General features: G+C 59.7%; 22 protein-coding genes. 9 read left to right on the top strand and 13 right to left on the bottom strand.

Annotation, left to right across the window (positions count from 1 at the left end):
- The first annotated feature begins 10 nt into the window (after positions 1-10).
- The 6 genes from AB7A72_RS07000 to AB7A72_RS06975 all read left to right on the top strand — a co-directional run bounded on the left by AB7A72_RS07000 (position 11) and on the right by AB7A72_RS06975 (position 6,422).
- Complete coding sequence (locus tag AB7A72_RS07000) at positions 11-3,427, top strand: NBR1-Ig-like domain-containing protein (protein WP_369459431.1); 3,417 nt, start codon at positions 11-13, stop codon at positions 3,425-3,427.
- Complete coding sequence (locus AB7A72_RS06995; RefSeq protein WP_369459430.1) at positions 3,420-3,710, top strand: DUF7710 domain-containing protein; 291 nt, start codon at positions 3,420-3,422, stop codon at positions 3,708-3,710. The genes AB7A72_RS07000 and AB7A72_RS06995 overlap by 8 nt, the downstream gene beginning before the upstream one ends.
- Positions 3,711-4,427: 717 nt before the next feature.
- The gene (locus AB7A72_RS06990; protein WP_313333825.1) at positions 4,428-4,655 is read left to right on the top strand and encodes a hypothetical protein; all 228 of its coding nucleotides are present in this window, start codon (positions 4,428-4,430) and stop codon (positions 4,653-4,655) included.
- 173 nt (positions 4,656-4,828) lie between these two features.
- On the top strand, positions 4,829-5,290 hold the full coding sequence (locus AB7A72_RS06985; protein ID WP_369459429.1) for a hypothetical protein: 462 nt from the start codon (positions 4,829-4,831) through the stop codon (positions 5,288-5,290).
- A 189-nt stretch (positions 5,291-5,479) separates the two neighbouring features.
- Positions 5,480-5,929: a DUF7684 family protein gene (locus AB7A72_RS06980; protein ID WP_455423818.1), complete on the top strand. Its 450-nt coding sequence runs from the start codon at positions 5,480-5,482 to the stop codon at positions 5,927-5,929.
- A 106-nt stretch (positions 5,930-6,035) separates the two neighbouring features.
- Positions 6,036-6,422 carry a hypothetical protein gene (locus AB7A72_RS06975; RefSeq protein WP_369459427.1) on the top strand — a complete coding sequence of 129 codons (387 nt, stop codon included), beginning with the start codon at positions 6,036-6,038 and terminating at the stop codon, positions 6,420-6,422.
- A gap of 158 nt (positions 6,423-6,580) precedes the next feature.
- On the opposite strand, the gene AB7A72_RS06970 is transcribed toward AB7A72_RS06975, so the two are convergent.
- From AB7A72_RS06970 to kdgT, 7 genes are all read right to left on the bottom strand, one after another.
- Positions 6,581-7,081: a hypothetical protein gene (locus tag AB7A72_RS06970; protein WP_369459426.1), complete on the bottom strand. Its 501-nt coding sequence runs from the start codon at positions 7,079-7,081 to the stop codon at positions 6,581-6,583.
- Positions 7,074-8,486, bottom strand: coding sequence for a TAXI family TRAP transporter solute-binding subunit (locus AB7A72_RS06965; RefSeq protein WP_369459425.1), 1,413 nt, complete (start codon positions 8,484-8,486; stop codon positions 7,074-7,076). Before AB7A72_RS06965 ends, AB7A72_RS06970 begins: the two co-directional genes overlap by 8 nt.
- A gap of 63 nt (positions 8,487-8,549) precedes the next feature.
- Positions 8,550-9,572, bottom strand: coding sequence for a P1 family peptidase (locus tag AB7A72_RS06960; RefSeq protein WP_369459424.1), 1,023 nt, complete (start codon positions 9,570-9,572; stop codon positions 8,550-8,552).
- 118 nt (positions 9,573-9,690) lie between these two features.
- On the bottom strand, positions 9,691-9,996 hold the full coding sequence (locus AB7A72_RS06955) for a hypothetical protein (protein WP_239811781.1): 306 nt from the start codon (positions 9,994-9,996) through the stop codon (positions 9,691-9,693).
- Between the two features lie 188 nt (positions 9,997-10,184).
- Positions 10,185-11,030: an ureidoglycolate lyase gene (locus AB7A72_RS06950; RefSeq protein ID WP_369459423.1), complete on the bottom strand. Its 846-nt coding sequence runs from the start codon at positions 11,028-11,030 to the stop codon at positions 10,185-10,187.
- A 97-nt stretch (positions 11,031-11,127) separates the two neighbouring features.
- Complete coding sequence (locus AB7A72_RS06945) at positions 11,128-11,889, bottom strand: SDR family oxidoreductase (RefSeq protein ID WP_369459422.1); 762 nt, start codon at positions 11,887-11,889, stop codon at positions 11,128-11,130.
- A gap of 84 nt (positions 11,890-11,973) precedes the next feature.
- Positions 11,974-13,005: a 2-keto-3-deoxygluconate transporter gene (gene kdgT / locus AB7A72_RS06940; protein ID WP_369459421.1), complete on the bottom strand. Its 1,032-nt coding sequence runs from the start codon at positions 13,003-13,005 to the stop codon at positions 11,974-11,976.
- Between the two features lie 256 nt (positions 13,006-13,261).
- Here kdgT and kduD point away from each other — a divergent pair, with 256 nt between their 5' ends.
- Positions 13,262-14,089 carry a 2-dehydro-3-deoxy-D-gluconate 5-dehydrogenase KduD gene (gene kduD / locus AB7A72_RS06935; RefSeq protein WP_369459420.1) on the top strand — a complete coding sequence of 276 codons (828 nt, stop codon included), beginning with the start codon at positions 13,262-13,264 and terminating at the stop codon, positions 14,087-14,089.
- A gap of 41 nt (positions 14,090-14,130) precedes the next feature.
- Positions 14,131-14,991 carry a DNA-binding transcriptional regulator KdgR gene (gene kdgR, locus AB7A72_RS06930; protein WP_369459418.1) on the top strand — a complete coding sequence of 287 codons (861 nt, stop codon included), beginning with the start codon at positions 14,131-14,133 and terminating at the stop codon, positions 14,989-14,991.
- 54 nt (positions 14,992-15,045) lie between these two features.
- On the opposite strand, the gene AB7A72_RS06925 is transcribed toward kdgR, so the two are convergent.
- A complete protein-coding gene (locus tag AB7A72_RS06925) occupies positions 15,046-15,720 on the bottom strand; it encodes a phytanoyl-CoA dioxygenase family protein (RefSeq protein WP_369459417.1) in 675 nt (224 codons plus the stop codon).
- Positions 15,721-15,980: 260 nt separating this feature from the next.
- On the opposite strand from AB7A72_RS06925, the gene AB7A72_RS06920 reads away from it, so the two are divergent.
- The gene (locus tag AB7A72_RS06920; protein ID WP_369459416.1) at positions 15,981-17,204 is read left to right on the top strand and encodes an MFS transporter; all 1,224 of its coding nucleotides are present in this window, start codon (positions 15,981-15,983) and stop codon (positions 17,202-17,204) included.
- A gap of 69 nt (positions 17,205-17,273) precedes the next feature.
- Here AB7A72_RS06920 and AB7A72_RS06915 read toward each other — a convergent pair whose 3' ends face one another.
- The 5 genes from AB7A72_RS06915 to arfB all read right to left on the bottom strand — a co-directional run bounded on the left by AB7A72_RS06915 (position 17,274) and on the right by arfB (position 24,032).
- Positions 17,274-19,409, bottom strand: coding sequence for a TonB-dependent receptor domain-containing protein (locus AB7A72_RS06915; protein ID WP_369459415.1), 2,136 nt, complete (start codon positions 19,407-19,409; stop codon positions 17,274-17,276).
- Between the two features lie 314 nt (positions 19,410-19,723).
- Positions 19,724-20,992: a hypothetical protein gene (locus AB7A72_RS06910; RefSeq protein ID WP_369459414.1), complete on the bottom strand. Its 1,269-nt coding sequence runs from the start codon at positions 20,990-20,992 to the stop codon at positions 19,724-19,726.
- Between the two features lie 385 nt (positions 20,993-21,377).
- Positions 21,378-22,796, bottom strand: coding sequence for an ATP-binding protein (locus AB7A72_RS06905; protein WP_369459413.1), 1,419 nt, complete (start codon positions 22,794-22,796; stop codon positions 21,378-21,380).
- Positions 22,793-23,542 carry a response regulator gene (locus AB7A72_RS06900; protein WP_369459412.1) on the bottom strand — a complete coding sequence of 250 codons (750 nt, stop codon included), beginning with the start codon at positions 23,540-23,542 and terminating at the stop codon, positions 22,793-22,795. Before AB7A72_RS06900 ends, AB7A72_RS06905 begins: the two co-directional genes overlap by 4 nt.
- A 73-nt stretch (positions 23,543-23,615) precedes the next feature.
- A complete protein-coding gene (gene arfB, locus AB7A72_RS06895; protein ID WP_369459529.1) occupies positions 23,616-24,032 on the bottom strand; it encodes an alternative ribosome rescue aminoacyl-tRNA hydrolase ArfB in 417 nt (138 codons plus the stop codon).
- Between the last annotated feature and the right edge of the window lie 219 nt (positions 24,033-24,251).

Below are 24,251 nucleotides of genomic sequence, written 5' to 3'. Positions count from 1 at the left end.
GGAGGGAATCATGAATAAAAATACACGCTCAAAGCTAAAAAACTGTGTCTCATTTTTTTATAAATTTGCATTTTTCATCGCACTACTTTTAAGTCTTGGTAATTTTGCACGTGCTCAGGATGACTCCCAGCTGTTCATGACTGCTGTGCAGCCAAGCATGATTGAGGGGGATATCTATCGATTCCAGATAGGATACAGAAACACGGGTACTACCACTTGGTCAGCCGGCCAAGGCTATGTCTTAGCATCCCCTCAAAACAATTGGAATGCAGGGCCTATCTCCATTAAGCCAAGTGAACCTATTCCTCCCGGCGGGGAGTTCAGTACCTACGTTACCGTAACTGCGCCGCCATGCTGTAACACCCGCCTTGATTGGCAAATGAGAAAGGGGCGTGGTGGATGGTTTGGCTCGACTGCATTTTGGGAGAAGGATAATTACTCGACTGGTACATTTATCCAGATTGTAAGAAGGCCACGTATCCCTAATCGAGCGAGCTTTCACTCCCAGGACGTACCCCTGCATATGGTTGGTGGGCAGACTTATACAGTCTCCGTGACGATGAAGAATACGGGTACCGCTACTTGGAGTGAAACTGGTCAGTACCAACTAGGTTTAAGAAATCCGGCGAATCCCGCTCTCTGGGGTATAAATCGTGTGCCTGTAAAAGGCTCCGTAGCCCCGGATCAACTTCATACCTTTACATTTGACATCACCGCTCCCTCCGCACCAGGGACTCATAAACTAATCTGGCAGATGCTGCAGACGGGTGTCGAGTGGTTTGGCAGCTCATCTTTTATCCTCGATATCGACGTTTCACCACCAGAGCCGAACAGTGCATCGTTTGTAGCGCAAAGCTTGCCTATAAATGTGGTTAGGGGCAGGCAATACAAGGCATCGGTAACGATGAAGAATACGGGTACGCAAACCTGGTCTGAGGGTGCGCACTATCGACTTGGTTCTCAAAATCCTCAAGATAACGCCAGTTGGGGCCTAGGTCGAGTTCAGCTGACTGAACCCGTAGCTCCGGGGCAGACGTATACATTCAACTTTCCCATCACCGCGCCCAATGCGCTGGGTACTTACAATTTCCAGTGGCAGATGGTGCAAGACGGTGTGGAATGGTTTGGTTCAAAATCTACCAGTCTTGCTATCGAGGTAAGCGATCCAGTGCCCAATGATGCACAGTTTGTATCCCAAACGGTGCCCGAAAATATGGTGGCAGGCCAGGCTTACATTGCCGCTGTGACGATGTTAAATACGGGTACTGCCACTTGGTCAGAAGATGCAGCTTATAGATTAGGATCGCAGGCGCCTCAGGATAATGCTCACTGGGGGCCATCCAGAGTGTTTATTTCCAAGCCAGTGCAGTCTGGGGAGCAATACACATTCAGCATTCCTATCACTGCACCTCTGCCTTCCGGAACTTTCTCCTTCCAGTGGCAAATGGTACAAGATGGAGTTCAATGGTTCGGTAGCCCGTCCGATGAACTAAAAATACCGCTACTTGATCCTGTTCCCCATAGTGCCACATATGTATCGCAAAGCGTGCCGGCTAATATGGTTGCAGGGCAGCAGTACAGCGCTTCGGTAACGATGAAAAACACCGGTACTGTAGCCTGGACAGAGGTGGGCGGCTTTAGCCTCGGCTCTCTTGGCTCGCCCGAAAATACCTGGGGAGCATCAAGGGTAAATCTTGGCAATTCTGTTAACCCGGGGGAGCAGTACACGTTCAATTTTCAGATCACCGCACCCGCAACGCCTGATGCTTACGACTTTCAATGGCAAATGGTGCAGGGTGATGGGGCTTGGTTTGGAGATAAATCTGACAACAGAAAGATAGTGGTATCTGCCCCTGCGGGCAGCGACAGCGCCATCTTTGTGGCTCAAAATATCCCCGCCCGCATGATTGCAGGTGATACACACCAAGCGTTGGTGACCATGCGCAACGCAGGTTCCACCACATGGACGAGCGGCAACGGCTACCAGTTAAAGGCGCAGAACCCGTCGGACAACAACACTTGGGGTGCTGGTCCAATTGCGCTCAATGGCACGGTACCAGCGGGGATGGATTACACCTTCTCCTTCCCCATCACTGCCCCTGATGAACCTGGAAGCTATAACTTCCAATGGCGAATGGCGAAGGGTACGCAGTGGTTTGGAGCCACTTCTACCAACGCCGTAGTGACCGTCTCTGAGTCAACAGGAGCAGATGACGCAGCCTTCGTGTCGCAAAGCCTGCCAGTAACCACGATGACCGCTGGGCAAAGCTACACGGCATCCGTCACGATGAAAAATACCGGCACCTCTACTTGGTCCGCCGGCGACACGTACTACCTGGGTGCGCAGAATCCGCAGGACCCTGTCAATACCACATGGACCGCTACCGGTCGGGTGCCCTTGGAGACCGACGTAGTCCCTGGCGGGGAATACAGCTTTAGCTTCCAGGTCACAGCGCCCGCAACGCCAGGCACCTATAACTTCCAATGGAAGATGCTCCGTGGCGATACAGCTTGGTTCGGTGCTCAAAGCACCAACATCGCGGTGCCTGTAGTCGCCGCAACCATCACGGAGACCATCACCTTTTTCCACAACGATGTCTCCGGCTCCCCCATGCTGGCCACCGACGCCAGCGGCAACCTGCTCTGGAACGAAAGCTATTTGCCCTACGGTGAGCGCCTTAATGACATAGGTGATGGCGGCAATGCCCTGTGGTTTACCGGTAAGCCGCATGACAGTGATACGGGTTTGTCGTACATGGGGGCTCGGTACTACAATCCTGCATTAGGGCGGTTTATGGGTATCGATCCTGTGGGGTTTGATGCTGATAATTTGCATAGCTTTAATCGTTATGCATATGCCAACAACAACCCGTATAAGTTCGTTGACCCGGATGGGCGTAGTCCGCTGTCGATTGCTCAAATGAATCAAGTGAATGGAGCAATCCAGGGCTTCCACAGTTGTGGCGGCAATGAGGGTTGCATTGCGTCATCCCTGGCGGTGATGATACAAGTGCGCAATGAGCTACGTGCAGCAGGCGTAGACCCTGCGGAACGCATGCCTATTAATGCGAATATCGGAGCGGCCGGAGTCGCGCTTGGCGATTGGGGGCCTGCACTGTCAGCTGTGGGGGCGGCCGGTGTAGAGTCGCTTAAGGGTGGGGCGACCACGTCGCCAACGCTTCCTGCGAAGCAAATTGCTAAGGGCAATGGAGTAACAGTCGAGCACAACTACAAAGGTGGCGATCACCCGCCAGCCCACGCCCACGTTGTTGGTGGGGGTAAAACGGTAAAAATTGGACCCAATGGAAAACCTATTGCGGGAGAACGCGAACTTTCGTCTACACAGCAAACAGTTGTTGACGAGAACAAATCGAAGATTCGGAGTTCCATAAACAAAATTGGACGCTGGCTTAAACACAATGAATGAGATGGAAATGGAAGCAACTGTTTGGATTTTTGTCGCAACCAAGGCGGCGTTCCCGTCCGGTGTATTTGGATCGGTTGCAGATGCCGAAAATTGGATAGTCAAACATGGACTTACGGGCTTATTGACCGAGTATCCAATCGGAACAGGCGTTTTCGACTGGGCAATTGCCAGTGGAAAATTCAAACCGAAACCCGCGAAAAAACTTGATGCGGCGTTTATCGGCCAATTTACGACTGCGTCGATGGCACACCATCACTACGAGGATGGTTGCCGCCAAGACTAGCTGTCGCATGCCGGACGATCATACGGCCGCTTATTGAACAGTTCAGGATCAGTTGATGTTACTGAATATGGCTTGGCATTGCAAACGGCAATTGCTATTTATTTGAACGAAAAGAAGTCTATTGGTTCTAGATCTCTTTATTTAATCGATTGCCTAGGGGCTGTCATGTCGATGGATGTCAAATCCTTACTCGATAATTTATGAAGCAATAAGCCAATCAAGCAGCGAATTTCTTAAAGGCGTATGAATCACGGAAGTTCGGAAAAGTGTGCTGAATTGCTTTGATTTGAAGCTTCAAATTAAACGATATAACTGCATTAAATTATATTTATTGCATTCAAAAATCAAATGACTTCGCAAAATGAAATACGTTTGTAGTTTTGTTTATACAAATTCTTCACCCAGTGCTGTGTTGTTGGTACTGGAGCCTTGGGCGGAAGAGGTGTTGCTTGCACCTGGGGTTCGTGCGCAATTGGTTGGAGAGGTGGTCTGGTTGGTTCTGCTTTCGAGCTTGAGCAGTTGGATGATCGGTTGATTGTGTATGCATGGCCGGATTCGATAGCATCAATCAGGATATTGTAGTCGGCTGCAGATATTATCGCTCTATGCGTTTGTTTTTATAGATTTTATCCAATCGCTAATTAAATTACTGGGTATATTGGGGGTGGGAATTTATTGCCAAAAAATTTTAGCTCTGCCGTGCAAGGAGAGGTTTTCATGACTGATGATAAATGGAAGACGCTCATCTTAAGTGATGTGAACTACCAAAATTTAGTTGTGGAAGTTGGTTATGATGGCCAACTTTTATTGCTTTTAGACCATGAGCAAGGGCGTGACTGCGTCTGCATAACATTGCCGCAACATGATGGAATGTTGGGTGTGCGAATACCGCTGTCTGACTTCATTACACAGCTAAAAAATTCTGCAGAGAATTTGTGTCGCTGATATATTTTGCGTTGAAGCTATTCAATCAATTATTTGATATTTTTGACTTGGATGGATTGGGACCGCTACTGAATGAGGCCCGTGAGCAGGCCAATAATTGACTCCCTATCGGCGGAAGTTCTGTTGGTCTTGAGATGCATTGCTGCTAACAAAGGATGTGCCTAGTTGTGCTAATGCTTGAATTTGACACTGCAGACCTGTGTTCTATTCAGGGTCTGCTTCGCCAAGGAATAGTTGGCTATGCCACTGACACGCCTACTCCGCGCGGTGTATCAACTATCTGGCTTTTCCTTGCTAATGATTCCATACTGAAAATATATACGACGATGCACGATACGGTGGGTTGGGATGAGGTCGGTAATCTTGTTTTTCGACTTGTCGAGAAAGATAAAAATGCGCCTGAAATGTTGCCGTTGCCGCTAGCCTGGAGAGATATAACGGTTATCGAAAAAATGCTGGTGGTGGACGAAGATTTCACGGCGGAAAGTGGGCTTCAGATCAGCAATAACTCAGGTGAGACATTCACCATCGTTTGCTCTGCAAACATTTATCAAATTGAGGTTGCGGCACCGTTCTATCATGGTGATTTTTTGCCTGAGTATTATATGTGCCATTATATACACGTGCCGTTATAATATATAACTATCATTGGGCTCGGACTGCTTTATGAAGTGATAAATGCATGAGCGGATGGAGTCTGTTTACCACATTTAAGAAGAAGCCGCAGCGCATGCGCAAGACGGTGCAGGTCAGAAGTACCTATTTAACGGTGTGCAAAGAGCTGACAGCTTTTGATATGGTAATTTATAGATTGGCACGGAAATATGATGGAGGCACCCAATTTGCAAATAATCAATTTGCAATCAATCGAATCGATGGTGTTGGCCCCGCACCCTAGCGTGTGTTTGCTGGTCCTTGACGCTATATCTCCAGCCATGGATTTCAAAGGTTTGGTGCGAAACCTTATCCCCGCAGGATGTCAATACTTTATGATCTTAGGTGATGCAGCGGAGGATGTGCATGACGCTTTAGACTATGCCATTGATGATTGCGATCTAGGTTATTTGGGTACACTTACTGCTGTTCACAACGATGAGTCTGCCGAAGACGTAGCATCGTTATTGCTGAATGCAGCGATTCCTGGTGAAGCAAATGTGCGCTGCGTAGTTGGATATGACAAGGAGGATGATGCAGTGCGTGATATTCTGGAGAAATTGCGGCTGAAATCTCCAGAAATGAGTGAGCATTCAATTCCAAACCATCAAATGGTATGATCGCCATATGCTCGTCGAATGATCTGCATGGCTTAAATGGCCGGTGGGACCATCGTTTCGTGAGTGGCTTGATTATTTCAAAAATCGATAGGGGCAAAGTACTCGAATGACATTCAACATCGAAATATCAAAGGACACACGGTGTGAAAATGGATTTGTATACGAAATAGACATCGGCGCGCATCGGGAGGTAGTCCCTATCATGACCACCAGATGGTCACCTGAAGCCTATAAAAGGCAATGGGTGGAGGCGCTTGAATTTCTTGTGGCATCCCGTTCGAGTCGATGCGCTCTTATCACATGTATTCAGCCTGAATCTGTTAGCTATGGAATTACCTATTGGGCCTTATTCAGAGAGGGTGACTTTGTTTATTTTCAACAAATATTTGCCCGAGAAAATTATCTAGGATTTCTCCTCTCTCCGTGCATGGTAGAGAGACATATGCCCGATAGAATGGAAGGTACTTTCGAAGAATACAGCCAAGTATCATAGTGGGTTCTGCCAATTTCAGATATTCAGGAATTCTTGTTGTCTATAAATGATGAGTATTTTTAAAAACATCATTCGTAAGCTCAATTGATTTTTTCCAGCTGTGTTGGCGCCGTGCAGAGCATGCACGGCATGAGAAATCGTCGTCCTCCCAAGACTGGCTACAGCGGACCTTTGCAGCTGCCATCATCAATAAGGGGCATAAAAGTAACAGTGGTATGTTGAGCTTCAATACGAACGAATCTTGTATCGATGCCTTGGCTCTCGAAGAGCTCTTTTGCTTTAGATAAATTCTCTTTTTGGGCTGTAATAACAATGCGGTTTATTTTGTAGTCAATCTGCGAACCGGCGATGTACTGATTGTTGTTAAAGTTTTTAATAACCACTTGCTTGTGAAACCTCTGCAGCTCCGCCATGCTGTATCGGACGTATGTGATATGCAGCATTTGCTGAATCTCTGGATCCAGCTCTACCGGTGATGTCAGGCCTATCACCAATTTGCCATCTTCGCCCAGCCACATGCCTGCGTATTTGTCTCCGGTTGCTTTAAAAATTGCAGCGCATTGGCTTTCCGTTGGGGCGAAGGGGGTAGATGCATTGGCAGCAGGATGGGCGGCGAGCAGGGCAAGGCTAAGGGCAATGGCGGCGGTAGTTCTATGCATGTGAATTTGCCTGGTGACCGGTGTTTCCTGCATTGTTTGGGTGTGCTGCGCCAACTCCGTGCTCTTGTTGCTCCAGCTTCTGCAACACCCAATGAATATGGCTACGCAGCGCATACAACTCATCCGCATACGACAGCGGCACGGTAATCTTCTCGACCTTGCGGCTCAGCTCCAGCAATTCGGCCTGGATGCTCGCGCGGTCAGGGTTGGGTTGCTCCATTTCGTGCTCGATCGCGCGCAACTGGCCGTACCACTTGAAGACGCGTGAGCGCACGCGGAACTGGTAGAGGGGCGGTACGACCCGCGATAGCGGCAGCATGAAGGCCAGCAAAACGCCCAGCACCAGCCACATGCGCTCGACCAGGTTGGCGAGCCAGAAGGGCAGGTAGCGCTGCAGCAAGGGGGCGGGCTCGTTGATGGCGCGTACGCCTTCGGGGGCGACGGCCAGTTCGCTGCTGCGGGTGTTGGGAAAGTCACGCGCGCGGTTGAACCAACCCGCCTGGCTGTGGATGCCCTGCGAGGCCTGGGCAAAGAGCTGCTTGATGGCGGGGTGGGTGTCATCGCGGGCCAGCAGCGAGGTGGTGGAGGCCAGCAGGTGCACATTTTGCGGCGGCACATTGGCGGCGAGGTCGACAATGCCGCGCGGCAGGGTGACGGGGCTCAGGAACTTGAACTTGCGGCCATAGGCCTCGTTCTGCGGAAAATCCATCAGCTGCACACCGGGTGTTTTCAGCAGCATTTGCACCATCGGCGATTCGGGCGCGGAGACCAGGACCAGCGCATCGATCTTGCCGGCCAGAAACTCCACGGTCGCCGGCGTTTCGGCCAGGTGCGATACGCGCAGCTGGGCCAGGCTCAGGTGGTTGGCTTCCAGCAATTGGTTGAACAGATTGGGCACGCCGCTGCCAGCAGTGCCGACATTGATGCGCCAACCGGCGAGCTGGGTGAGGCTGTTCAGGTGGGGGCGCTTGGTCAGGCGCTGGGCCGAGTCGGTGCGGTAGAACAGCCAGACGGGCTCGACAAACAGCGCGCCCAGCGAGGTGAGGCTGTCCAGGTCGTCCTCGGTCAGCTCGGCAGTGCCGCCTTGCACAAAGGCCAGATCGACCTTGCCCTCGCGCAGCAGCTGCAGGTTGTCGAAGGAGCCTTCGCTGCCGACCAGGTCGACGCGGATCTTGTTCCTGGCCAGCGGCGTGCGGTACTGCTCGCCAAAACTGGCGTAGGCGCTTTGGGCCGGGCCGGTGGCCAGCTTGACCTGCGAGGGCGGGTTGGGCTTGAGCCACCAGTAGGCGGCGACGATCAAGGCCACGGCCAGGATCACCAGCGGGCCGCCGGAGACCAGCGCATCGCGGATGTTGAGCACCAGGGTGATCAGGGTTTGGCGCAGCCCGTAGGCTTTTTGGCGCATGGACGTGGAGCGGTCACCCATGGTGGTTGGCGGGCTGCCGGCGCAGCGCTGTTGGAATGGCGCCTACTGTAAATCAGCCGCGCTGGGCAGGTGCAAGGCCTTGTGGTTTTCTCCGGCATCGATTTGTAAACGATTGGCATGCAGCACCGCCTGCAGGGTGGCCTGGGCGACGGCCTCGGCGGCCATCGTGGCCAGCACCATCATGCCGGGGCTGCGCCCGGCGGCTCCCGTGCCCAGGCAAAACAAGGTGTCGCCGTCCGACATGGTGTGCACCGGGTTGATGGCGCGGGCCAGGCCGTCGTGGCCCACGGTCGCCAGGCGGTTGGCCTGGGCCTTGGTGATGGTCGCATCGGTGGCGACCACGCCGATGGTGGTGTTGGTGCCCGCCAGCAGCGGCTGCGGCGGCTCGCCGCGCAGCAGGGCGCGGCGCGTGTCGATGAGCCCCAAGCCATCGCTGGTGCGCGCGCCGGCTACCACCTGGGCGGTGTCCGGGTGCAGCACATCGCCCAGTGCATTGCAGGCAATGATGGCGCCCACAGTGACGCCATCTACGGTGACCGACGCGGTGCCGATGCCGCCCTTCATTGCCCGGTGGATGCCAAAGATCTTGCCCACCGCTGCGCCGGCCCCCGCACCTACATTGCCTTGTGCGGGCATGCCGCTGCTGGCGGCCTGGCAGGCGGCATAGCCCGCCTGGGCATCGGGGCGGATGCGCATATCGCCTACCAGCACATCAAACAGCACGGCGGCGGGCACCAGCGGAATGCGGCCCACGGAGATATCGAGGCCTACGCCTTGCTCTTCCAGCCAGCGCATCGCGCCACTGGCCGCATCCAGGCCCCAGGCGCTACCGCCCGCCAGCATGATGGCGTGCACGCGCTCGACCAGGTTGGTGGGGTGGAGCAAGTCGGTTTCGCGCGTGCCGGGTGCGGCACCGCGCACATCGACACCGCCCACCGCCCCGGCTTTGGCCAGGATGGCTGTGCAGCCGGTGGGGCGGCGCGTGTCTGTGAAGTGGCCCACTTCGATGCCTTGCACCAAGGTGATGGAGCCGGCCGGAGCCATGGGGAGGGGGCAGGAGGACATGGCCCGATTGTGGGGCAAGCCGCAGCCCACTGAGCCGGTGGCAGGGGCTGCAAAGGCAGCGGGCTGTCAAACAGGTGTCTGACAGCCCGCAATGCCGGATAAAAAAATAGCGTGCGGATCAGGGGCGGATGACGATCTGCGGGCTGATGACAATCGCATCGGGGGTGCGGGGCGCCACCAGCACCGGGGCAGCGTAGGCCGGCTGCGGCGCGTAGTAGGCGGCCGGGCGGTCGTGGCAGCGGCGCTTTTCCTTGTATTCGCCATTGCGCTTCCACTTGCGCTCCACCTGGCAGTTGCCGTCCCAGAACTGTTCCTTGTGTTCCTTGCGGTGGTGGTGGCGGTGGCCGCCGCCATGGGCCCAGCTGGCATCCGCCAGGCACGAGAGCGCCAACGCAGTGAGCAAAGGGGTCAACAAACGGTTCATGGCAGGGGTTGGGAGGGTGAACGATGCTGGCAGCTTAGCGGAAAATCCTGTATCAAAAGATGAGCAATGGTTGCTTTGTACATCAGCTGTTGCGGCTGTTTTGATGGTGGAAATCTATGGCGATGGCTGCTACCATTTTTTCATCTGTAAGCACCCGTTGCCGCGCTGGCGCCGGGTGCTATGCGTCATCAGGCGTTGACGGTGGTTTGCTGCTGCTCACCCAAGCCCTCAATACCCAGGCGCATCGTCTGCCCAGCCTTCAGATAGATGGGGTGGGGCTTGATGCCCAGCCCCACGCCGGGGGGCGTGCCGGTCGAGATGATGTCTCCCGGCTGCAGGCTCATGCACTGGCTGACATAGGCGACGATCTGTGCGACGGTGAAGATCATCGTCTTGGTGTTGCCGTTCTGAAAGCGCTTGCCATCCACCTCCAGCCACATCGACAGGTTTTGCGGGTCCGGCACTTCGTCGCGCGTCACCAGCCAGGGGCCGATGGGGCCAAAGGTGTCAAAGCCCTTGCCCTTGTCCCAAGTACCACCGCGTTCGATCTGCCATTCGCGCTCGGACACATCATTGACCACGCAGTAGCCGGCCACATGCTCCAGCGCCTGGGCTTCGGTGATGTACTTGGCCGCTTTGCCGATGACGACGCCCAGCTCGACCTCCCAGTCGGTCTTGGTGGATCCACGGGGGATTTCAACCGCATCGTTGGGGCCGCAGATGGCGCTGGTCCATTTGTTGAAGATCACCGGCTCGGTCGGGATGGCGGCGCCCGATTCAGCGGCATGGTCGGCATAGTTGAGGCCGATGCAGATGAACTTGCCCACGCGCGCCACGCAAGGGCCGATGCGGGGCTGGCCAAGCACGGCTGGCAGGGTGCTGGGGTCGATCGCGCGCAGGCGTGCCAGGGCGGCATCGCCCAGCTGCGCGCCTTCGATATCGCTGAGCACGCCAGAGAGGTCGCGCAAGGTGTTGCTGCTGTCGAGCAGGCCGGGCTTTTCCTGGCCCACCGGGCCATAACGCAGTAATTTCATGTCATCTCCAAAGAATCAATAGCGAGCAGGCGCCAGTCTAGGTGCCTGCCAGCCAGGGGGCTGTCGCGCAGCGAAAAATCGAGGTGGGGTGGCGGAGTCAGTTGGACCAGCCGCCATCAATCACATGGGCCTGGCCGGTGGTGAACGCAGCCTCGTCCGAGGCCAGATAGGCGACCAGTGCCGCAATCTCCTCGGGCTTGCCGACGCGGCCCATCGGTTGGCGGGCCACAAAGGCGGCGCGCACGGCGTCGACGGAAAGCCCATCGTGCGTGGCCTGGGTGGCAATGCGCTGGGCCAGCGACGGCGAATCGACCGTGCCCGGACAGATGGCATTGCAGCGCACGCCCCGGGTGCAGTAATCGGCGGCGATGGACTTGGTCATGCCGATGACCGCTGCCTTGGAGGCACTGTAGGCAAAGCGGTTGGGCACGCCCTTGATGCTGGAGGCGGCCGACGACATATTGATGATGCTGCCCTGGCCCCGCTGCAGCATGCCCGGCAAAAAGGCGCGGATGCTGCGGTACATGGCTTTGACATTGAGGTCAAACGCGAAGTCCCAGTCGTCCTCGCTGCATTCGAGCACGCTGCCGGCATGCACAAAGCCTGCGCAGTTGAAGAGGATGTCGATGGGCCCGAGCACCTCGGCCAGGGTCTGGATCTGGGCGCTGTCGCGCACGTCGAGCTGGCGCGCATCCAGGCCAGAGCCTGCGAGCGGGCCGATGTGCAAGTCGGTGGCAATCACGCGGGCGCCTTCGGCTGCCAGCCGTTCGGCGCTGGCGCGGCCAATGCCTTGCGCCGCTGCGGTCACCAGGGCCACCTTGCCTGCCAGGCGACCGGGGGAGACGGAAGAATGGGTCATGGAGTCAGTCCTGTCAAAACTATCAAAAGGCCCGGCTGCGCCGCAGGTCAGCGCAGCCGGGCAGGGGATGAAAGCGCTGCGGGTTTAGAAGTGGCCGTCCTGGGCCAGCTTGGGCGGGCTGCCAGCCGCGCTGGCTACCGGGCTAGGTGCGGTAGCGGATACCTGTTGGCGGCGGCCATGCTTGCGCGCCCACATGGCCGTGAGGATGGGCACCAGGATCGCGGTCAGCAGGCAGGCGGTGGCGGTGATCGCCGTGGCCGAATCGGCCATGGACTTGAGCTCGGGCACCATGGTGCCGATGATTTGCGGATTGGCGACAGCCGCACCGGCCGTGGATGAGGCAGCCAGTCCGGCCGTGCCATTGCCGCCGCCGATGAACTTGTCCGCCAGGATCAGCGGAATGCCAGTGACGATGATGACCGCCACCCCCACAAAGACGCCGGTAAAGCCGCTCTTGGCGATGACGCCCAGGTCGATCGAGCAGCCCAGCGCAAAGCCGAAGAAGGGGATCAGCGGGTGCACGCAGCGGCCAAAGAACTCGCGCAGGTTGGCATCCAGGTTGCCCAGTGCAAAGCCGATCAGAAACGGCAGCACGGCGCCGGCAAACAAGCGCGGCTCAAACACCGCCACGCCGGTGGCGCCCAGGATCAGCATGCTGACCAGCGGGCCCGACTCGATGGAGGTGAGCACAAAGGCGCCTGCCTCCTCTTGCGTGCCGTACTGCTGCATCAGTGCGGCATACAGGCCGCCATTGGTCATGTCCATCGCGGTGACCAGGGCCAGCACCGACAGGCCGGTGAACAGCCCCGTCTGGATGCCGCCTGGCGGCAAGAAGCGTGTTGCCACCATGGCCACGACCCAGGCCACCAGGATCTTCGTGACGACCAGGGTGCCGGATTTTTTCAGCACCACGCCTGTCGCCTTGAGGTTGATCGTCGCCCCCATGCAAAAGAACCAGACCGCCAGAATGGGCACGGTGCCGGTCATCAGCCCGTTCGTGAACGAGCCGAAGTACTTGCCGGCATCTGGTGCAAAGGTGTGCACGCAGGCGCCCAGCAGCAGCGGAATCAGCATGAGCCCGCCGGGCACACGCTCAATGGTTTTCTGGATTTCCATGTCTCGCTCCTCACACTTTGGTGGTGAATTTGTTATCGCTTGTAGAGGTGTTGTCCGATGACTACCGAAGCAACCGGGACAGTGTTCCATAAATTTAAAACTGGAAAATAGCTGGTAAACCCTTTGTCCAATTCCGTTAATAAAAATTTACGGAACATCGTTCTGAAAAATGAAGAGTGTGTTCCAATAGTTGCCATATCTCTTGGCTGGCCGGTCCTAGCGCTGGCTGTTTTTGATCCCGCCCCTCCCACAGTCCATGTCCCATTCCTCCATCTCCCATGCGCCTGCCCAGGCCCCGTCCAGCCCCCGTCATCCGTTTGATCTGCAGGGAAGGGTGGCGCTGGTGACCGGCTGCAATACCGGCATTGGCGCGGGCATTGCGGTGGCGCTGGCGCAGGCGGGGGCCGATATCGTCGGGCTCAACCGCAGCGATGCCAGCCAGACGGCCGCGCAGGTGCAGGCGCTGGGGCGCCGGTTTGTGCCGATACAGGCCGACCTGTCGCGCACGGAGGCGATGGCCGATGTCCTGGCCCAGGTGCTGGCAGCGGCTGGCCAGGTCGATATCCTGGTGAACAATGCCGGCATCATTCGCCGTGCAGATGCGCTGGACTTCAGCGAAGAGGACTGGGATGCGGTGATGAACACCAACCTCAAGAGCCTGTTCTTTCTGTCGCAGGCCGTGGCGCGCCATATGCTGGACTGCGCCGCGCAGCAGGGCGCGCAGTGGCGCGGCGGCAAGATCATCCATATCGCATCGCTGCTGTCGTTCCAGGGAGGGGTGCGGGTGCCTTCCTATACGGCAGCCAAGAGCGGCGTGCTGGGCCTTACGCGCCTGATGGCCAATGAATGGGCCGCCAAGGGCATCAATGTGAATGCGATTGCGCCCGGCTATATCGAGACCAACAACACCGAGGCGCTGCGCCAGGACGCAGGCCGCGCGGGCGAGATCCTGCAGCGCATCCCCGCCGGGCGCTGGGGGCAGCCGGCAGACCTGGGCGGCGCGGCGGTGTTTCTGGCCTCCAGCGCGGCCGATTATGTGCATGGCCATACCTTGGCTGTCGATGGCGGCTGGCTGGCCCGATAATCGAGCCCATCCACCACAGCCCAAAACAAAAGGACGGACCGATGAGCGAGAGCCCCGCAGCCCTGGACAAGACCGACACCGTCGCCGCGGTGGAAAAAGCCTTTGCCATTCTGGAATGCCTGGGCAACCAGCGTGATGTCAGCGTGACCGCGCTGGCCCAGCAGCTGTCGCTGTCCAAGTCATCGGTGCACCGCCTGCTGCAAACCCTCAAGGCCCTGGGCTATGTGGCGCAGGATGGCGAATCGGAGCTGTACCGCGCCACCTTGCGGCTGTTTGAGCTGGGCGGCAAGGCGCTGGAGAACACCGACCTCGTGCGCGAGGCCGACGAGGAAATGCGCCGCCTGGGCGCGCTGACCCGCGAGACCATCCACCTGGGCGCGCTCGATGAAGACGCGATCATCTACATCCACAAGATCGAATCGGATTTTGGGCTGCGCATGCAGTCGCGCATTGGCCGGCGCAAACCCTTGCACAGCACCGCCATTGGCAAGGTGCTGCTGGCCTTCATGCCTGCCGAGCGGGCGCACAGCCTGCTGTCGTCGCAGCCGCTCAAGCTGTTCACGCCCCGTACCTTGAGCTCTGTCGATGCCGTGATGGACATCCTGCCCCGCGTGCGTGCCCAGGAGGTGGCCGAGGACAATGAAGAGGCCGAACCCGGTCTGCGCTGTATCGCGGTGCCTGTGTTTGACCGCTTTGGCCACGTGATTGCCGCGCTGTCGGTGTCCTTCCCGATCATGCGCTGCGGCGCCGACACGCCGCACTACTACCGCAGCTTGCTGAAAACCGCCAGTGCGGCGATCTCGCAAAAGATGGGCTGGCATGCGCCGCACATTGCCAAAGATGCGAAAGATGCGAAAGATGCGGAAGGCGAGCCGGGCAGCACAGGCGGCGCGCCACTGTAACGCTGTTGGCGCTGCCTGGGTTCAGCCGGGCATCCAGCGGGCATCAAGCTGGCATCAGGCAGTTGCCAGAACAAAATCCCCGGGCTCAAAGCGAGCGCTGGTATCCATGCGCACCTGGCGCAGCGCTGCCGTTTGCTGGTGCGCGTCATACAGCACCTCGGCGGCATAGTTGATCAGCAGGCTGCGGCGGCGTGCGCCGCTGGGGTTGAGGCTTGCGGCATGCAGCAAGTCGACATCAAACACCAGAATGTCGCCGGCCTGGCCAGAGATCTGAATGGCCAGCGATTCATCATGCTCGATGCGCGCAGCTTCTTGTGCACTGGGACGGTGGCTGGCGGGGACCAGGCGCGTGGCGCCGTTCTCAGGTCCAAAGTCATCCAAAAACGCCAGTGCGCCGACGGTATCGCCGGGCCGCTGTTTGGACAGGTCACGGTGCAGGCGCTGGTAGCCACCGCCGCCCACGGGCTCGCGCCCTTCCACTTGCGACAGAAAAAAGCGCTCACCGATCAGCACGCCCGCAGCGGCCAGCAGTTGCGGCAGCCGGCACACCGCCAGCATCTGGGCGTTGTCATCTACCAGCGCATGGCGCCAATCCCAGCCCCGGGGCACCGGCCAGTGGCTGGTGATGCCTGCATCAAAGGCCTCGCGCAGACCGGGCAGCCAGTCAGCCGGGATGGCCTGGCGCAGCAGCAGATAGCCGTCGTGCTGGAGCTGTTCGTGGGGGCCCATGGTTGGCCTTTCAAGCTGTGGTTTGGGGGCGCAGCGGGCAGTATAGCCAGCGGGGACGGAGGGAGCGGCATACATCAGCCGCCTGCATGTCCGCGGTAGCTGCTGGAGGCTGCCGGATTGCGGACATTTTCGTCCGATATGTTCAGAATATCGGCCTGATTGTCTTAAGGCCGCAGTCGCTGCACCATGGCGGCTGATGCTTTTCACCCGCCAGCGGCCCCTGGCCTGCGCGGGTTTGTACAGGACTTTCGCTTAGCGCCATGGCAGATTCTTCTTCGCTTTCCTCCCACCCATCCCCCTCTCTTGAACCCAGCTGCACCCCCCAAAGCGGTGGCCTGCCGCTGGCATCGCTGCTGGCGCTGGCGCTGGCGGGCTTTGCCACCATCCTGACGGAAGCCTTGCCGGCCGGATTGCTGCCGCAGATCAGCGCCGGTCTGGGGGTGTCGCAGGCCATGGCCGGCCAGCTGGTCAGCCTGTATGCGATCGGCTCCTTGGTGGCAGCGATTCCGCTGACGGCGGCCACCCAGCGCATGCGCCGCAAGCCCTTGCTGCTGGCGGCATTGGCGGGTTTTGTGCTGGCCAACAGCATCACCACGGTGTCGGGCAGCTATGCGCTCACCTTGCTGGCGCGCTTTGTGGCCGGGGTGGCGGCAGGCCTGCTGTGGGCGTTGCTGGCGGGCTATGCCACGCGCATGGTGGCGCCGCACCAAAGCGGACGCGCCATTGCGATTGCGATGCTGGGTGCGCCGCTGGCGCTTTCGCTGGGCCTGCCGCTGGGCACCTGGATGGGCCAGCACCTGGGCTGGCGCCTGTGCTTTGCCAGCATGAGCGTGCTGGCGCTGCTGCTGATGGCCTGGGTGCAGCTGCGCCTGCCCGATTTTGCCGGCCAGCCCGCTGGCCAGGCCTTTGCACTGGGCCAAGTCTTCCGCCTGCCTGGGGTGCGGCCGGTGCTGCTGGTGGTGCTGGCTTATGTGCTGGCGCACAACCTGCTCTACACCTATATAGCGCCTCTGCTGGCGCCTGCCGATCTGGGCGCGCAGATCGACCGCGTGCTGCTGGTGTTCGGGCTGATGTCGGTGCTCAGCATCTGGATCACTGGCCTGCTGATCGACCGCCATCTGCGTGCGCTGAGCCTGGCGAGCACGGGACTTTTCCTACTTGGTGCCGTGTTGCTGGCGCTGGCGATGCAGCTGCCCGCTGCCGTCTATCTGGCTGTGGCCGTTTGGGGCCTGGGTTTTGGCGGGCTGCCGCCGTTGCTGCAAACGGCCTTGGCCAAGAGCGCGGGGCCGGCGGCCGATGTGGCGCAGTCGATGCTGGTGACCTCTTGGAACCTGGCCATTGCTGGTGGCGGCATGGCTGGCGGTGTATTGCTGGCGCAGTGGGGCGTGGCGGCTTTCTCGCCAGTGGTGCTGCTGCTGATGCTGCTGAGCCTGGCGGTCGTGCTGATGGCCAAGCGCCATGGCTTTGCAGCGGCCCGGCCCTGACAACGCAGGCGTAGACAAAGGCGCTGAGACAGGATCTCAGCGCCTTTGCCTTCAGGGCGTTAAATCCGCTTAGAAGCTGGCCGTCAAGGTGGCAAAGAAGCGGCGGCCGGGCAGGTAGAAATTGTTGCCCACATCGCGGTTGCCGCTGGCATTGCGGTCAAACAGGTTCTTCACGCCGGCGTTGATGCGCAGCGCCTTGTTGATGCGGTAGTTGGCCGCCAGGTCGTACAGCACATAGCTGTTCTGGATGCGCTGCTCGCCAAAGTTGGAGTTGTCGGCCAGGCGCTGGGCCAGGCCCATCTGCTTGCCCACCAGCTCGGCGCCCAGGCTCAGGCCCAGGGCAGCGTTGACCTGCCAATCCAGCACCGAGGAGCCGCTCCACTTGGAGACGGTGGTCAGCGCCACGCCGGTGGTCTTGTTCTCGGCCTTGAGCATATGGGTCAGGCTGTTGTTCCAGGTGATGCTGCGGCTCAGCGGCACGCGCAGATTGGCTTCCAGCCCGCGCGTGATGGCCGCGTCGATATTCACATACTGGGCCCAGTAGTTGCTGCCGCCCGGCAGGTAGCCAATGCCTTGCGAATCGATCTTGTCCTTGAAGTCGGTGTTGAAGAAGGTCAGGCCCGCTTGCCAGCCCTCATGCTCCCAGGCGGCGCCCAGCTCCCAGTTCTGCGAGGTCTCGGGCTTGAGGTCGGAATTGCCCCGGATGCTGCAACCGCCACCGGTGTAGCCGGCAAAGCCGCAGCCCGCGCCTTGCGACTGGCTCACAAAGTTCTCGTTGGACTGGCGCAGGTTGGGCGCGCGGAAGCCTTCCGAGTAGCCGCCACGCAAGGTCCAGGCAGCGGTGGGATGGTAGACCAGGTAGGCGCGCGGGCTGATGTGCGAGCCGTAGTCGTCATGGCGGTCACCGCGCAGGCCCAGGGTCAGGGTCAGGTTGTCGCGCAGAAAGATCTGGTCTTCGACAAACAGGGCCTGCGACTTGGCCTGCTTGTAGCTGAGGCCGATCACGCCTGCCTCATTGGCGACCGAGCCCACCGAGTTCGGGTTGTCCAGCTCCTGGCGCTGCCACTGCGCACCCACGGTCAGCATCTGGTCAAAGCCCCATTTAAAGGGCATGGTCACCGATCCGTCGAGGATCAGGTCTTCCGATACCGAATGGGTGTTGTAGGTCTGGGTAGCGGTGCCACCGGGCACCGGCACAAACTGGCCGTTCTCGATCCGAGGCGCAGTCGTCTCGTTGCTGTACTTGCTGTGGCTGAGCGAGAGCTTGGATGTACCAAAGCTGTACTTGCCCTGGTGGGTCAGGCTGGTGCTTTCGCGCTCCATATTGGAGGGGCCGCGCGTGGTGGCCGCAGCCGCAAAGCCGCCCGGGTTGCTGGTGGAGGGCGAGGGGCCGCCCAGGGTCTTCCACTCGGCGCGCTGCACATCCAGGCTCAGCTTGTGCTGGTCGTTGATGTCCCAATCCAGGCGTGCGCCCAGCGATTGGCGTTTGGCGCCTTCACGCCCGCCGCCCCAGCGGAAAGCAGTGGTGCCGTCTTCCAGGCCGCTGTCTGCCTGGCGGTAGGTTTGCTGGCCGTTCAGCTGCAGCTTGAAGCCCTTGCCCAGCGGGCCGCTGATGTTGAAGCCACCGCTGTAGTCGTTGCCACGGATGGATTCTGGATTGATCTCGGCACCGGCAGAGACCTGGCCGCCCCATGTGTCGCCGCCTTTCTTGGTGATGATGTTGATCACGCCACCCATTGCATCCGAGCCGTAGAGCGAGGACATGGGGCCGCGCACCACTTCAATGCGCTCGATCGCTTCAGGCGCAATCCAGTTGAGCTCGTTGCGGGTGTAGCGGTCAAAGGTCTCGCTGGAGCTGCCCACGCGCACGCCATCGACGAGGATCAAGGTGTACTGCTGCGGCAGACCGCGAATCTGGATGCTGGTGCCGCCATCGGGCGTGGTGGCTTGCGTGAGGCCGGGAACGCGGCGCAGCACCTCGTTCAAATCGGTGGCCGGCACGCGCGCGATGTCTTCGGCGGTCAGCACCGTCAAGCTGGCCGGTGCGTCCTTGACGGCTGTGGCCGTAGCCGCTGCCGTCACAGTGATCGTGTCCAGCGTGGTGCCGAGATCGGCACGGTCTTGCGCAGAAGCGGCCGGCGCCAGGCACAGGCCTGCGGCCAACGCAATGGGAAGAAGGGGGAATGAAGCAGCGGGATGGGACATGACAACAAACAATGGCAATAAGACGGCCTGCAGGCGGCGCAGCCCCGGGCAAAGCCGGACGGGCCAAAGGTATGCAGAGCGGAGCTGGCTGGCGTGGACGCGGCGCGGGTCCGGTCACGTTGGCTGGGGATGCAAGTTGATTCGCAATCAGAATCATTTGCGACGCATGTGGCGGGTGTTTGCCTGTTTGTGTCAGTTTGTGACTTGGTTCGCTGCTTGCTGTTCGCCGTGAAGGCAGCAGTGGGGGCTGTGGTGACGAAAAAAAGCGCCCCGACAGCCTGAGCTGAGGAGGCGCACTCGGCTAAGCGTTGACGTTATACAGAATCGCGAGATTTCACTTGCCGGGCGCTGAGGCCTACCAGCAAGCCACTCAGCACCAATAAGGCCCATGGCGCATCGGCAGGTACCGGCGTCGGTGTCGTCACCGGCGGCGTGACGGGTTTGATCACCTCAATGCTGGCCGATGCCGTGCACTGGGTGGCACTCGCGCCGCCCGAAGTGGCCGAACACTGTGTGGTTGTGGCGTCCGGCGTGGCTTGGGCTGTGTTGGTCAGCAAGCCGGGCGTTGCATTGGCCTCCACGCTGGCTTGGAGGGTAAACCTCAGTTGTCCGCCAGGATCTCCGGCTGCGGCAGCCGGTGGCAAGGCCAGGTTGGCCAGATTGAGAGCGCCGGTGCCGCTGCTGGGAACCGGGCAGCTGGCGCCATTGGCAGCTGTGCAGGCCCAAGCATTCAGCGTGATACCGGCCGGCGGGGTGTCCGTCAGTTGCGACACCGTGGCCTGCTGCGAGCCTTGGTTGGTCAGCACAATGTCATAGCTGAAGGTTCCACCCGCATTGACCTGGCTTGCGCTGGCGTTTTTGGTGATGTCGACTGAGGTGGGTTTGCAAACGGCCGTAGGCTCAGCCTGCACGAGCAGCCCCGTGACCCAGCCATAGTCCAGCACCTGAAAAACGATTTCGTTCAAACCGGGTTTCCAGTCCTGCGTCAACGTGCGAGAGACGGGCGGCGTGGAAAATGCCGATCCGGGGTTCACGATGGGCGCGTAAGCACTTTGGGCCACGCCGTTGACGTAGATCTCTGTGGCGCTGTCGTCCACCAGGTACGACAGCTGGACCGCCAGATCTGCCGGATCGACGGCAGGGTCCAAGTTGAACTGGTACCGGTAATAGCCCCAGCGTTGGGAATTGGCTCTGTCAAAGCCCAACGGCGAAACCCAATTGGCGTTGGCATAAGGTGACTCGCTCCAAGGCGCAGTCCAGTAAACCGTGAGGGGTGTCCAAGCAGCGGGGGGTATGGCGCTCAAGGCGACGGCGGGGTTGGTGACTGGCCTGCCTGCAAATGCGAATTGCCAAGATGGTTCCACCGCGTTTTGGGGCAGGGCACCTCCGGTTGCTGCGTTATGTCCCGTGCTGAATGCCGCCGATGGCGAGTTGCACGACACCGTGGGCAGCGCCGCTTGCGCCTGTGCGCCAAAAGACGACAGCAGTCCCGCCAATGCAATGAACAGACCTGTCGCTGCCGGAGCCACGGTGGCGCTGAAGCCCTTTGTCCGAGGCATGTTTGTAGAGGTAATGAACTTCACGATAAGACTTTCTGTCGGATGCCTACGCATGGGCGACTGGACTGAAAAAGGCACAGGCTTAACGTATCGTCAGTGGTACTGGGCTTATACGATGCGTGAATCGTCACCGCGAAACATTGTTTCTGTCAGTCGCATATTGTAAGTTTAGTCACCAAATAAGTCTATTGGCTGCGGGTGCGCGATGGTTTGGCACTAGCGGTTCGGCTGGGATTGCGCGCGCCGGTACCACGCGAGTGTTGCGTCGCGATGTTCCGAGGGGAAAACTCGTGCAACGAGCCGCGTCTGACGCGCCGCGCGGTCGTAGTGCGCAGGGTGTAACCGCTCCAAAGAACTCGGCCGCGAATTTGCCATTCCAGACGTTGGAATGCCAACCGATAGAAGTCACTCAAGCCGGCAACTCAATCACCGCCCTTAACCCACCCTCGCTGCGGTTATGCAGCTTCAACTCGCCGCCATGCGCCCGCACACATGAGCGCGCAATCGCCAGCCCCAACCCAAAGCCACCAGTCTCTCCATTGCGGGCGACCTCCAGCCGGCTGAAGGGCCGAAACGCCTGCTCGATGTCCTGCGGCGCAATGCCGGGGCCTTCGTCTTCGATTTCCATGCGCACGGTGGCGGCAGTGCCCGGGGCTGCGGCATCCGGGCCGGCCAGCCGCACGTGGACCCTGCCGTAGCGCGCGGCATTGTCGATCAGGTTGGCGAGGGCGCGCTTGAGGTGGGCCGGGCGGCAGCGGTAGCTGATGCTGTCTGGCGGGCTCCAGTCCACCTGGCGGCCCAGGGTGCGCTGCTGCTCGACCACGTCGCCCACCAGCGCGTCCAGATCGACAGGCTGGGTGGTTTCGCGCATCGCGTCGTCCTGGGCAAAGTGCAGGATCTCTTCGACCATGCTGTGCATCTCGTTGATGGTGTTCACCATAGCCTGGCGCAGTTCGTCGTCGTCCACCAGCTCGGCGCGGATGCGCAGCGAGGTGAGGGGGGTACGCAGGTCGTGGCCGATGGCGGCGACCATGCGGGTGCGGTCGTTCACGACGCCGAGCAGGCGGTCCTGCATCTCGTTGAAGGCCTCGATGATTTCGCGCACCCCTTCGGGGCCGGACAGCGGCAGGTGCGCGGAGCGCTCGCCCCGGCTGATGCGCTGGGCCGCGTCGGTGAGCATGCGCAAGGGCTGCATGATGCGCCGGCCAAACAGCACCGCAATGACGATGATGGGCAGCATGCCCACGGGGATGGAGAAACTCAGCACCCGGCTCCAGTGGCTGAGCAGCATGGTGGGCAGGTGCCAGCTGCTGAGCCACTGGCCATCGGGCAGGCGCACATCCACATGCAGCATCCAGCTGCCATCGTCATCAAATGCCGGGCTGAGCTTGCCCAGGATGTCCTGGTCCACATCGCCAGCCTCGCTGGCGGCTGCAGGAGAGCGCATGCGCAGATGGATGCGCACTGGCGGGTGTGCAGCGTTGGCACCGGCATCCAGCCCCAGGCGTTCTTGCAGCCTGGCGGTGAGTTTGGCTTCCTGCTCGGTGACAGCTTGGCCGTCGTCAAAAGGGCGTGGGCGAATGCGGAACTGCGAATCGGGCAGGCTGATGCTGTGCACCAGGCGCTGGGCGGATTCGGGGCTGCCCTCCAGCGCGCGGTAGGCGGCGGCCACCCGGGTCTCGATGGTGTGGGCCGACAGCGGGTGCACGACATCGCTGTCCTGGCGCAGCCAGGTCAGCAGCAGCACGGCGACCAGGTGGGCGACGATCAGCGCCAGCAGCAGCAGGGCCAGCAACTGGCCGGCTAAGGTGCGCGGCAGCAGTTTCATGGGGCGAGGCTGATGTTTCTGGCAGCCAGCAGGTAGCCGTCGCCGCGCACGGTCTTGAGCATGCGCGGCTGGCGCGGATCGGATTCGAGCTTTTTGCGCAGGCGGCTGATCTGCGTGTCGATGCTGCGGTCAAAGAATGCGTCGCCTTCGCGCTGGGTCAGGTCCATCAGCTGCTGGCGGCTCAGCACGCGGTTGGGGTTCTCCAGCAGCGCGCGCAGCAGGTGGAACTCTGCCGTGGTCAGCGGCACAGGGCTGAGGTTGGGGTCCTGCAGCTCGCGGGTGGTCAGGTCAAAGCACCAGCCTTCAAAGGTGTAGCGCCTTTCTGCCGATACGTCGGCGGTGGGCGCCGCCTGGGCCGCATCGTCTGCCCGCCGGCGGGCGCCGCGCCGCAGCACGCTGCGGACCCGGGCCACCAGCTCGCGCGGGTCAAAGGGCTTGAGCACATAGTCATCGGCGCCAATTTCCAGGCCCGCCACCCGGTCGGCCTGGTCGGTCATCGCGGTCAGCAGGATGACGGGGGTGCCGATGTGCTCGGCCACAAAGCCGCACAGCGACAGACCGTCCTCCCCGGGCAGCATGACGTCCAGGATGATCAGGTCATAGCTGCGGTCCTTCAGCAACTGCCGCATCGCCAGCCCATCGCAGGCAGTGTCGACATCGAAGTCATAGCGGCGCATGAAAGTGGCAAGAGGGTCGCGGATGCTTTGGTGGTCATCGACGATCAGGATGCTGCGTCGCACATTCATGGAAATTCGGGCATTGGCAAATGAGATTACTTCTTATTATCACCGGCCATCTGCCAGTGGGTGCGGTGCATGGTCAATCCCGCACCTTGCCGCGCTGGGCTTTGACATTGGCGCGCAGGCTCTTGCTTTGCAGGCGGCGCTGCTGCGATCCCCAGGTCGGTTTGGTGGCGCGGCGCTTGCGCGGCTCCACCGCCACGCTGGCCACCAGTGCGTTGAGGCGCTCCAGCGCATCCCACAGGTTTTGCTCCTGGGTGCGGTAGCTCTGCGCCTTGATGACCACCACGCCTTCCTGGGTGATGCGCGAATCGGCCAGGGCCAGCAGACGGGTCTGCACAGGCTCGGGCAGGCGCGATGCACGCACATCAAAGCGCAGGTGGATGGCACAGCTGACCTTGTTCACGTTCTGCCCGCCGGGCCCCTGGGCGCGAATGGCCGTCCACTGCACATCGGCTTCATGCAGGGTGAGGGCGGAGGGCGAGGGCGTGGTCATCTCGGGAGGCGTATCGCGGTAAAGCGGCAGGGAAAGGCGGGGTGGGGGTTTCACAGCGCTGTCGTGCAGCGCTGGCATAACCTGTATTTTGCGGCAGCTGTCCGGGAAGCCTCAACAAATCGCTGGGCCAACTCTTGTATAAGACTTAAAAAGCGGCGACAATCCTTGGCGTTGAATTCCGTATTGTGATATTGCATTGCAGCATTTGAGGGACAGGCT

The organism is Comamonas sediminis (assembly GCF_041107495.1).
Classification (GTDB): domain Bacteria; phylum Pseudomonadota; class Gammaproteobacteria; order Burkholderiales; family Burkholderiaceae_C; genus Comamonas; species Comamonas sediminis.
The sequence above is the reverse complement of the archived record's forward strand: the minus strand, read 5'-3'. Positions and strand labels throughout refer to the sequence as shown.

Excerpts from the sequence above, each read along its gene's own strand:
- AB7A72_RS07000 (WP_369459431.1), top strand. The coding sequence starts at position 11 with ATGAATAAAAATACACGCTCAAAGCTAAAAAACTGTGTCTCATTTTTT.
- AB7A72_RS06995 (WP_369459430.1), top strand. The coding sequence starts at position 3,420 with ATGAATGAGATGGAAATGGAAGCAACTGTTTGGATTTTTGTCGCAACC.
- AB7A72_RS06990 (WP_313333825.1), top strand. The coding sequence starts at position 4,428 with ATGACTGATGATAAATGGAAGACGCTCATCTTAAGTGATGTGAACTAC.
- AB7A72_RS06985 (WP_369459429.1), top strand. The coding sequence starts at position 4,829 with ATGCTTGAATTTGACACTGCAGACCTGTGTTCTATTCAGGGTCTGCTT.
- AB7A72_RS06980 (WP_455423818.1), top strand. The coding sequence starts at position 5,480 with ATGATGGAGGCACCCAATTTGCAAATAATCAATTTGCAATCAATCGAA.
- AB7A72_RS06975 (WP_369459427.1), top strand. The coding sequence starts at position 6,036 with ATGACATTCAACATCGAAATATCAAAGGACACACGGTGTGAAAATGGA.
- AB7A72_RS06970 (WP_369459426.1), bottom strand. The coding sequence starts at position 7,081 with ATGCATAGAACTACCGCCGCCATTGCCCTTAGCCTTGCCCTGCTCGCC.
- AB7A72_RS06965 (WP_369459425.1), bottom strand. The coding sequence starts at position 8,486 with ATGCGCCAAAAAGCCTACGGGCTGCGCCAAACCCTGATCACCCTGGTG.
- AB7A72_RS06960 (WP_369459424.1), bottom strand. The coding sequence starts at position 9,572 with ATGTCCTCCTGCCCCCTCCCCATGGCTCCGGCCGGCTCCATCACCTTG.
- AB7A72_RS06955 (WP_239811781.1), bottom strand. The coding sequence starts at position 9,996 with ATGAACCGTTTGTTGACCCCTTTGCTCACTGCGTTGGCGCTCTCGTGC.
- AB7A72_RS06950 (WP_369459423.1), bottom strand. The coding sequence starts at position 11,030 with ATGAAATTACTGCGTTATGGCCCGGTGGGCCAGGAAAAGCCCGGCCTG.
- AB7A72_RS06945 (WP_369459422.1), bottom strand. The coding sequence starts at position 11,889 with ATGACCCATTCTTCCGTCTCCCCCGGTCGCCTGGCAGGCAAGGTGGCC.
- kdgT (WP_369459421.1), bottom strand. The coding sequence starts at position 13,005 with ATGGAAATCCAGAAAACCATTGAGCGTGTGCCCGGCGGGCTCATGCTG.
- kduD (WP_369459420.1), top strand. The coding sequence starts at position 13,262 with ATGTCCCATTCCTCCATCTCCCATGCGCCTGCCCAGGCCCCGTCCAGC.
- kdgR (WP_369459418.1), top strand. The coding sequence starts at position 14,131 with ATGAGCGAGAGCCCCGCAGCCCTGGACAAGACCGACACCGTCGCCGCG.
- AB7A72_RS06925 (WP_369459417.1), bottom strand. The coding sequence starts at position 15,720 with ATGGGCCCCCACGAACAGCTCCAGCACGACGGCTATCTGCTGCTGCGC.
- AB7A72_RS06920 (WP_369459416.1), top strand. The coding sequence starts at position 15,981 with ATGGCAGATTCTTCTTCGCTTTCCTCCCACCCATCCCCCTCTCTTGAA.
- AB7A72_RS06915 (WP_369459415.1), bottom strand. The coding sequence starts at position 19,409 with ATGTCCCATCCCGCTGCTTCATTCCCCCTTCTTCCCATTGCGTTGGCC.
- AB7A72_RS06905 (WP_369459413.1), bottom strand. The coding sequence starts at position 22,796 with ATGAAACTGCTGCCGCGCACCTTAGCCGGCCAGTTGCTGGCCCTGCTG.
- AB7A72_RS06900 (WP_369459412.1), bottom strand. The coding sequence starts at position 23,542 with ATGAATGTGCGACGCAGCATCCTGATCGTCGATGACCACCAAAGCATC.
- arfB (WP_369459529.1), bottom strand. The coding sequence starts at position 24,032 with ATGACCACGCCCTCGCCCTCCGCCCTCACCCTGCATGAAGCCGATGTG.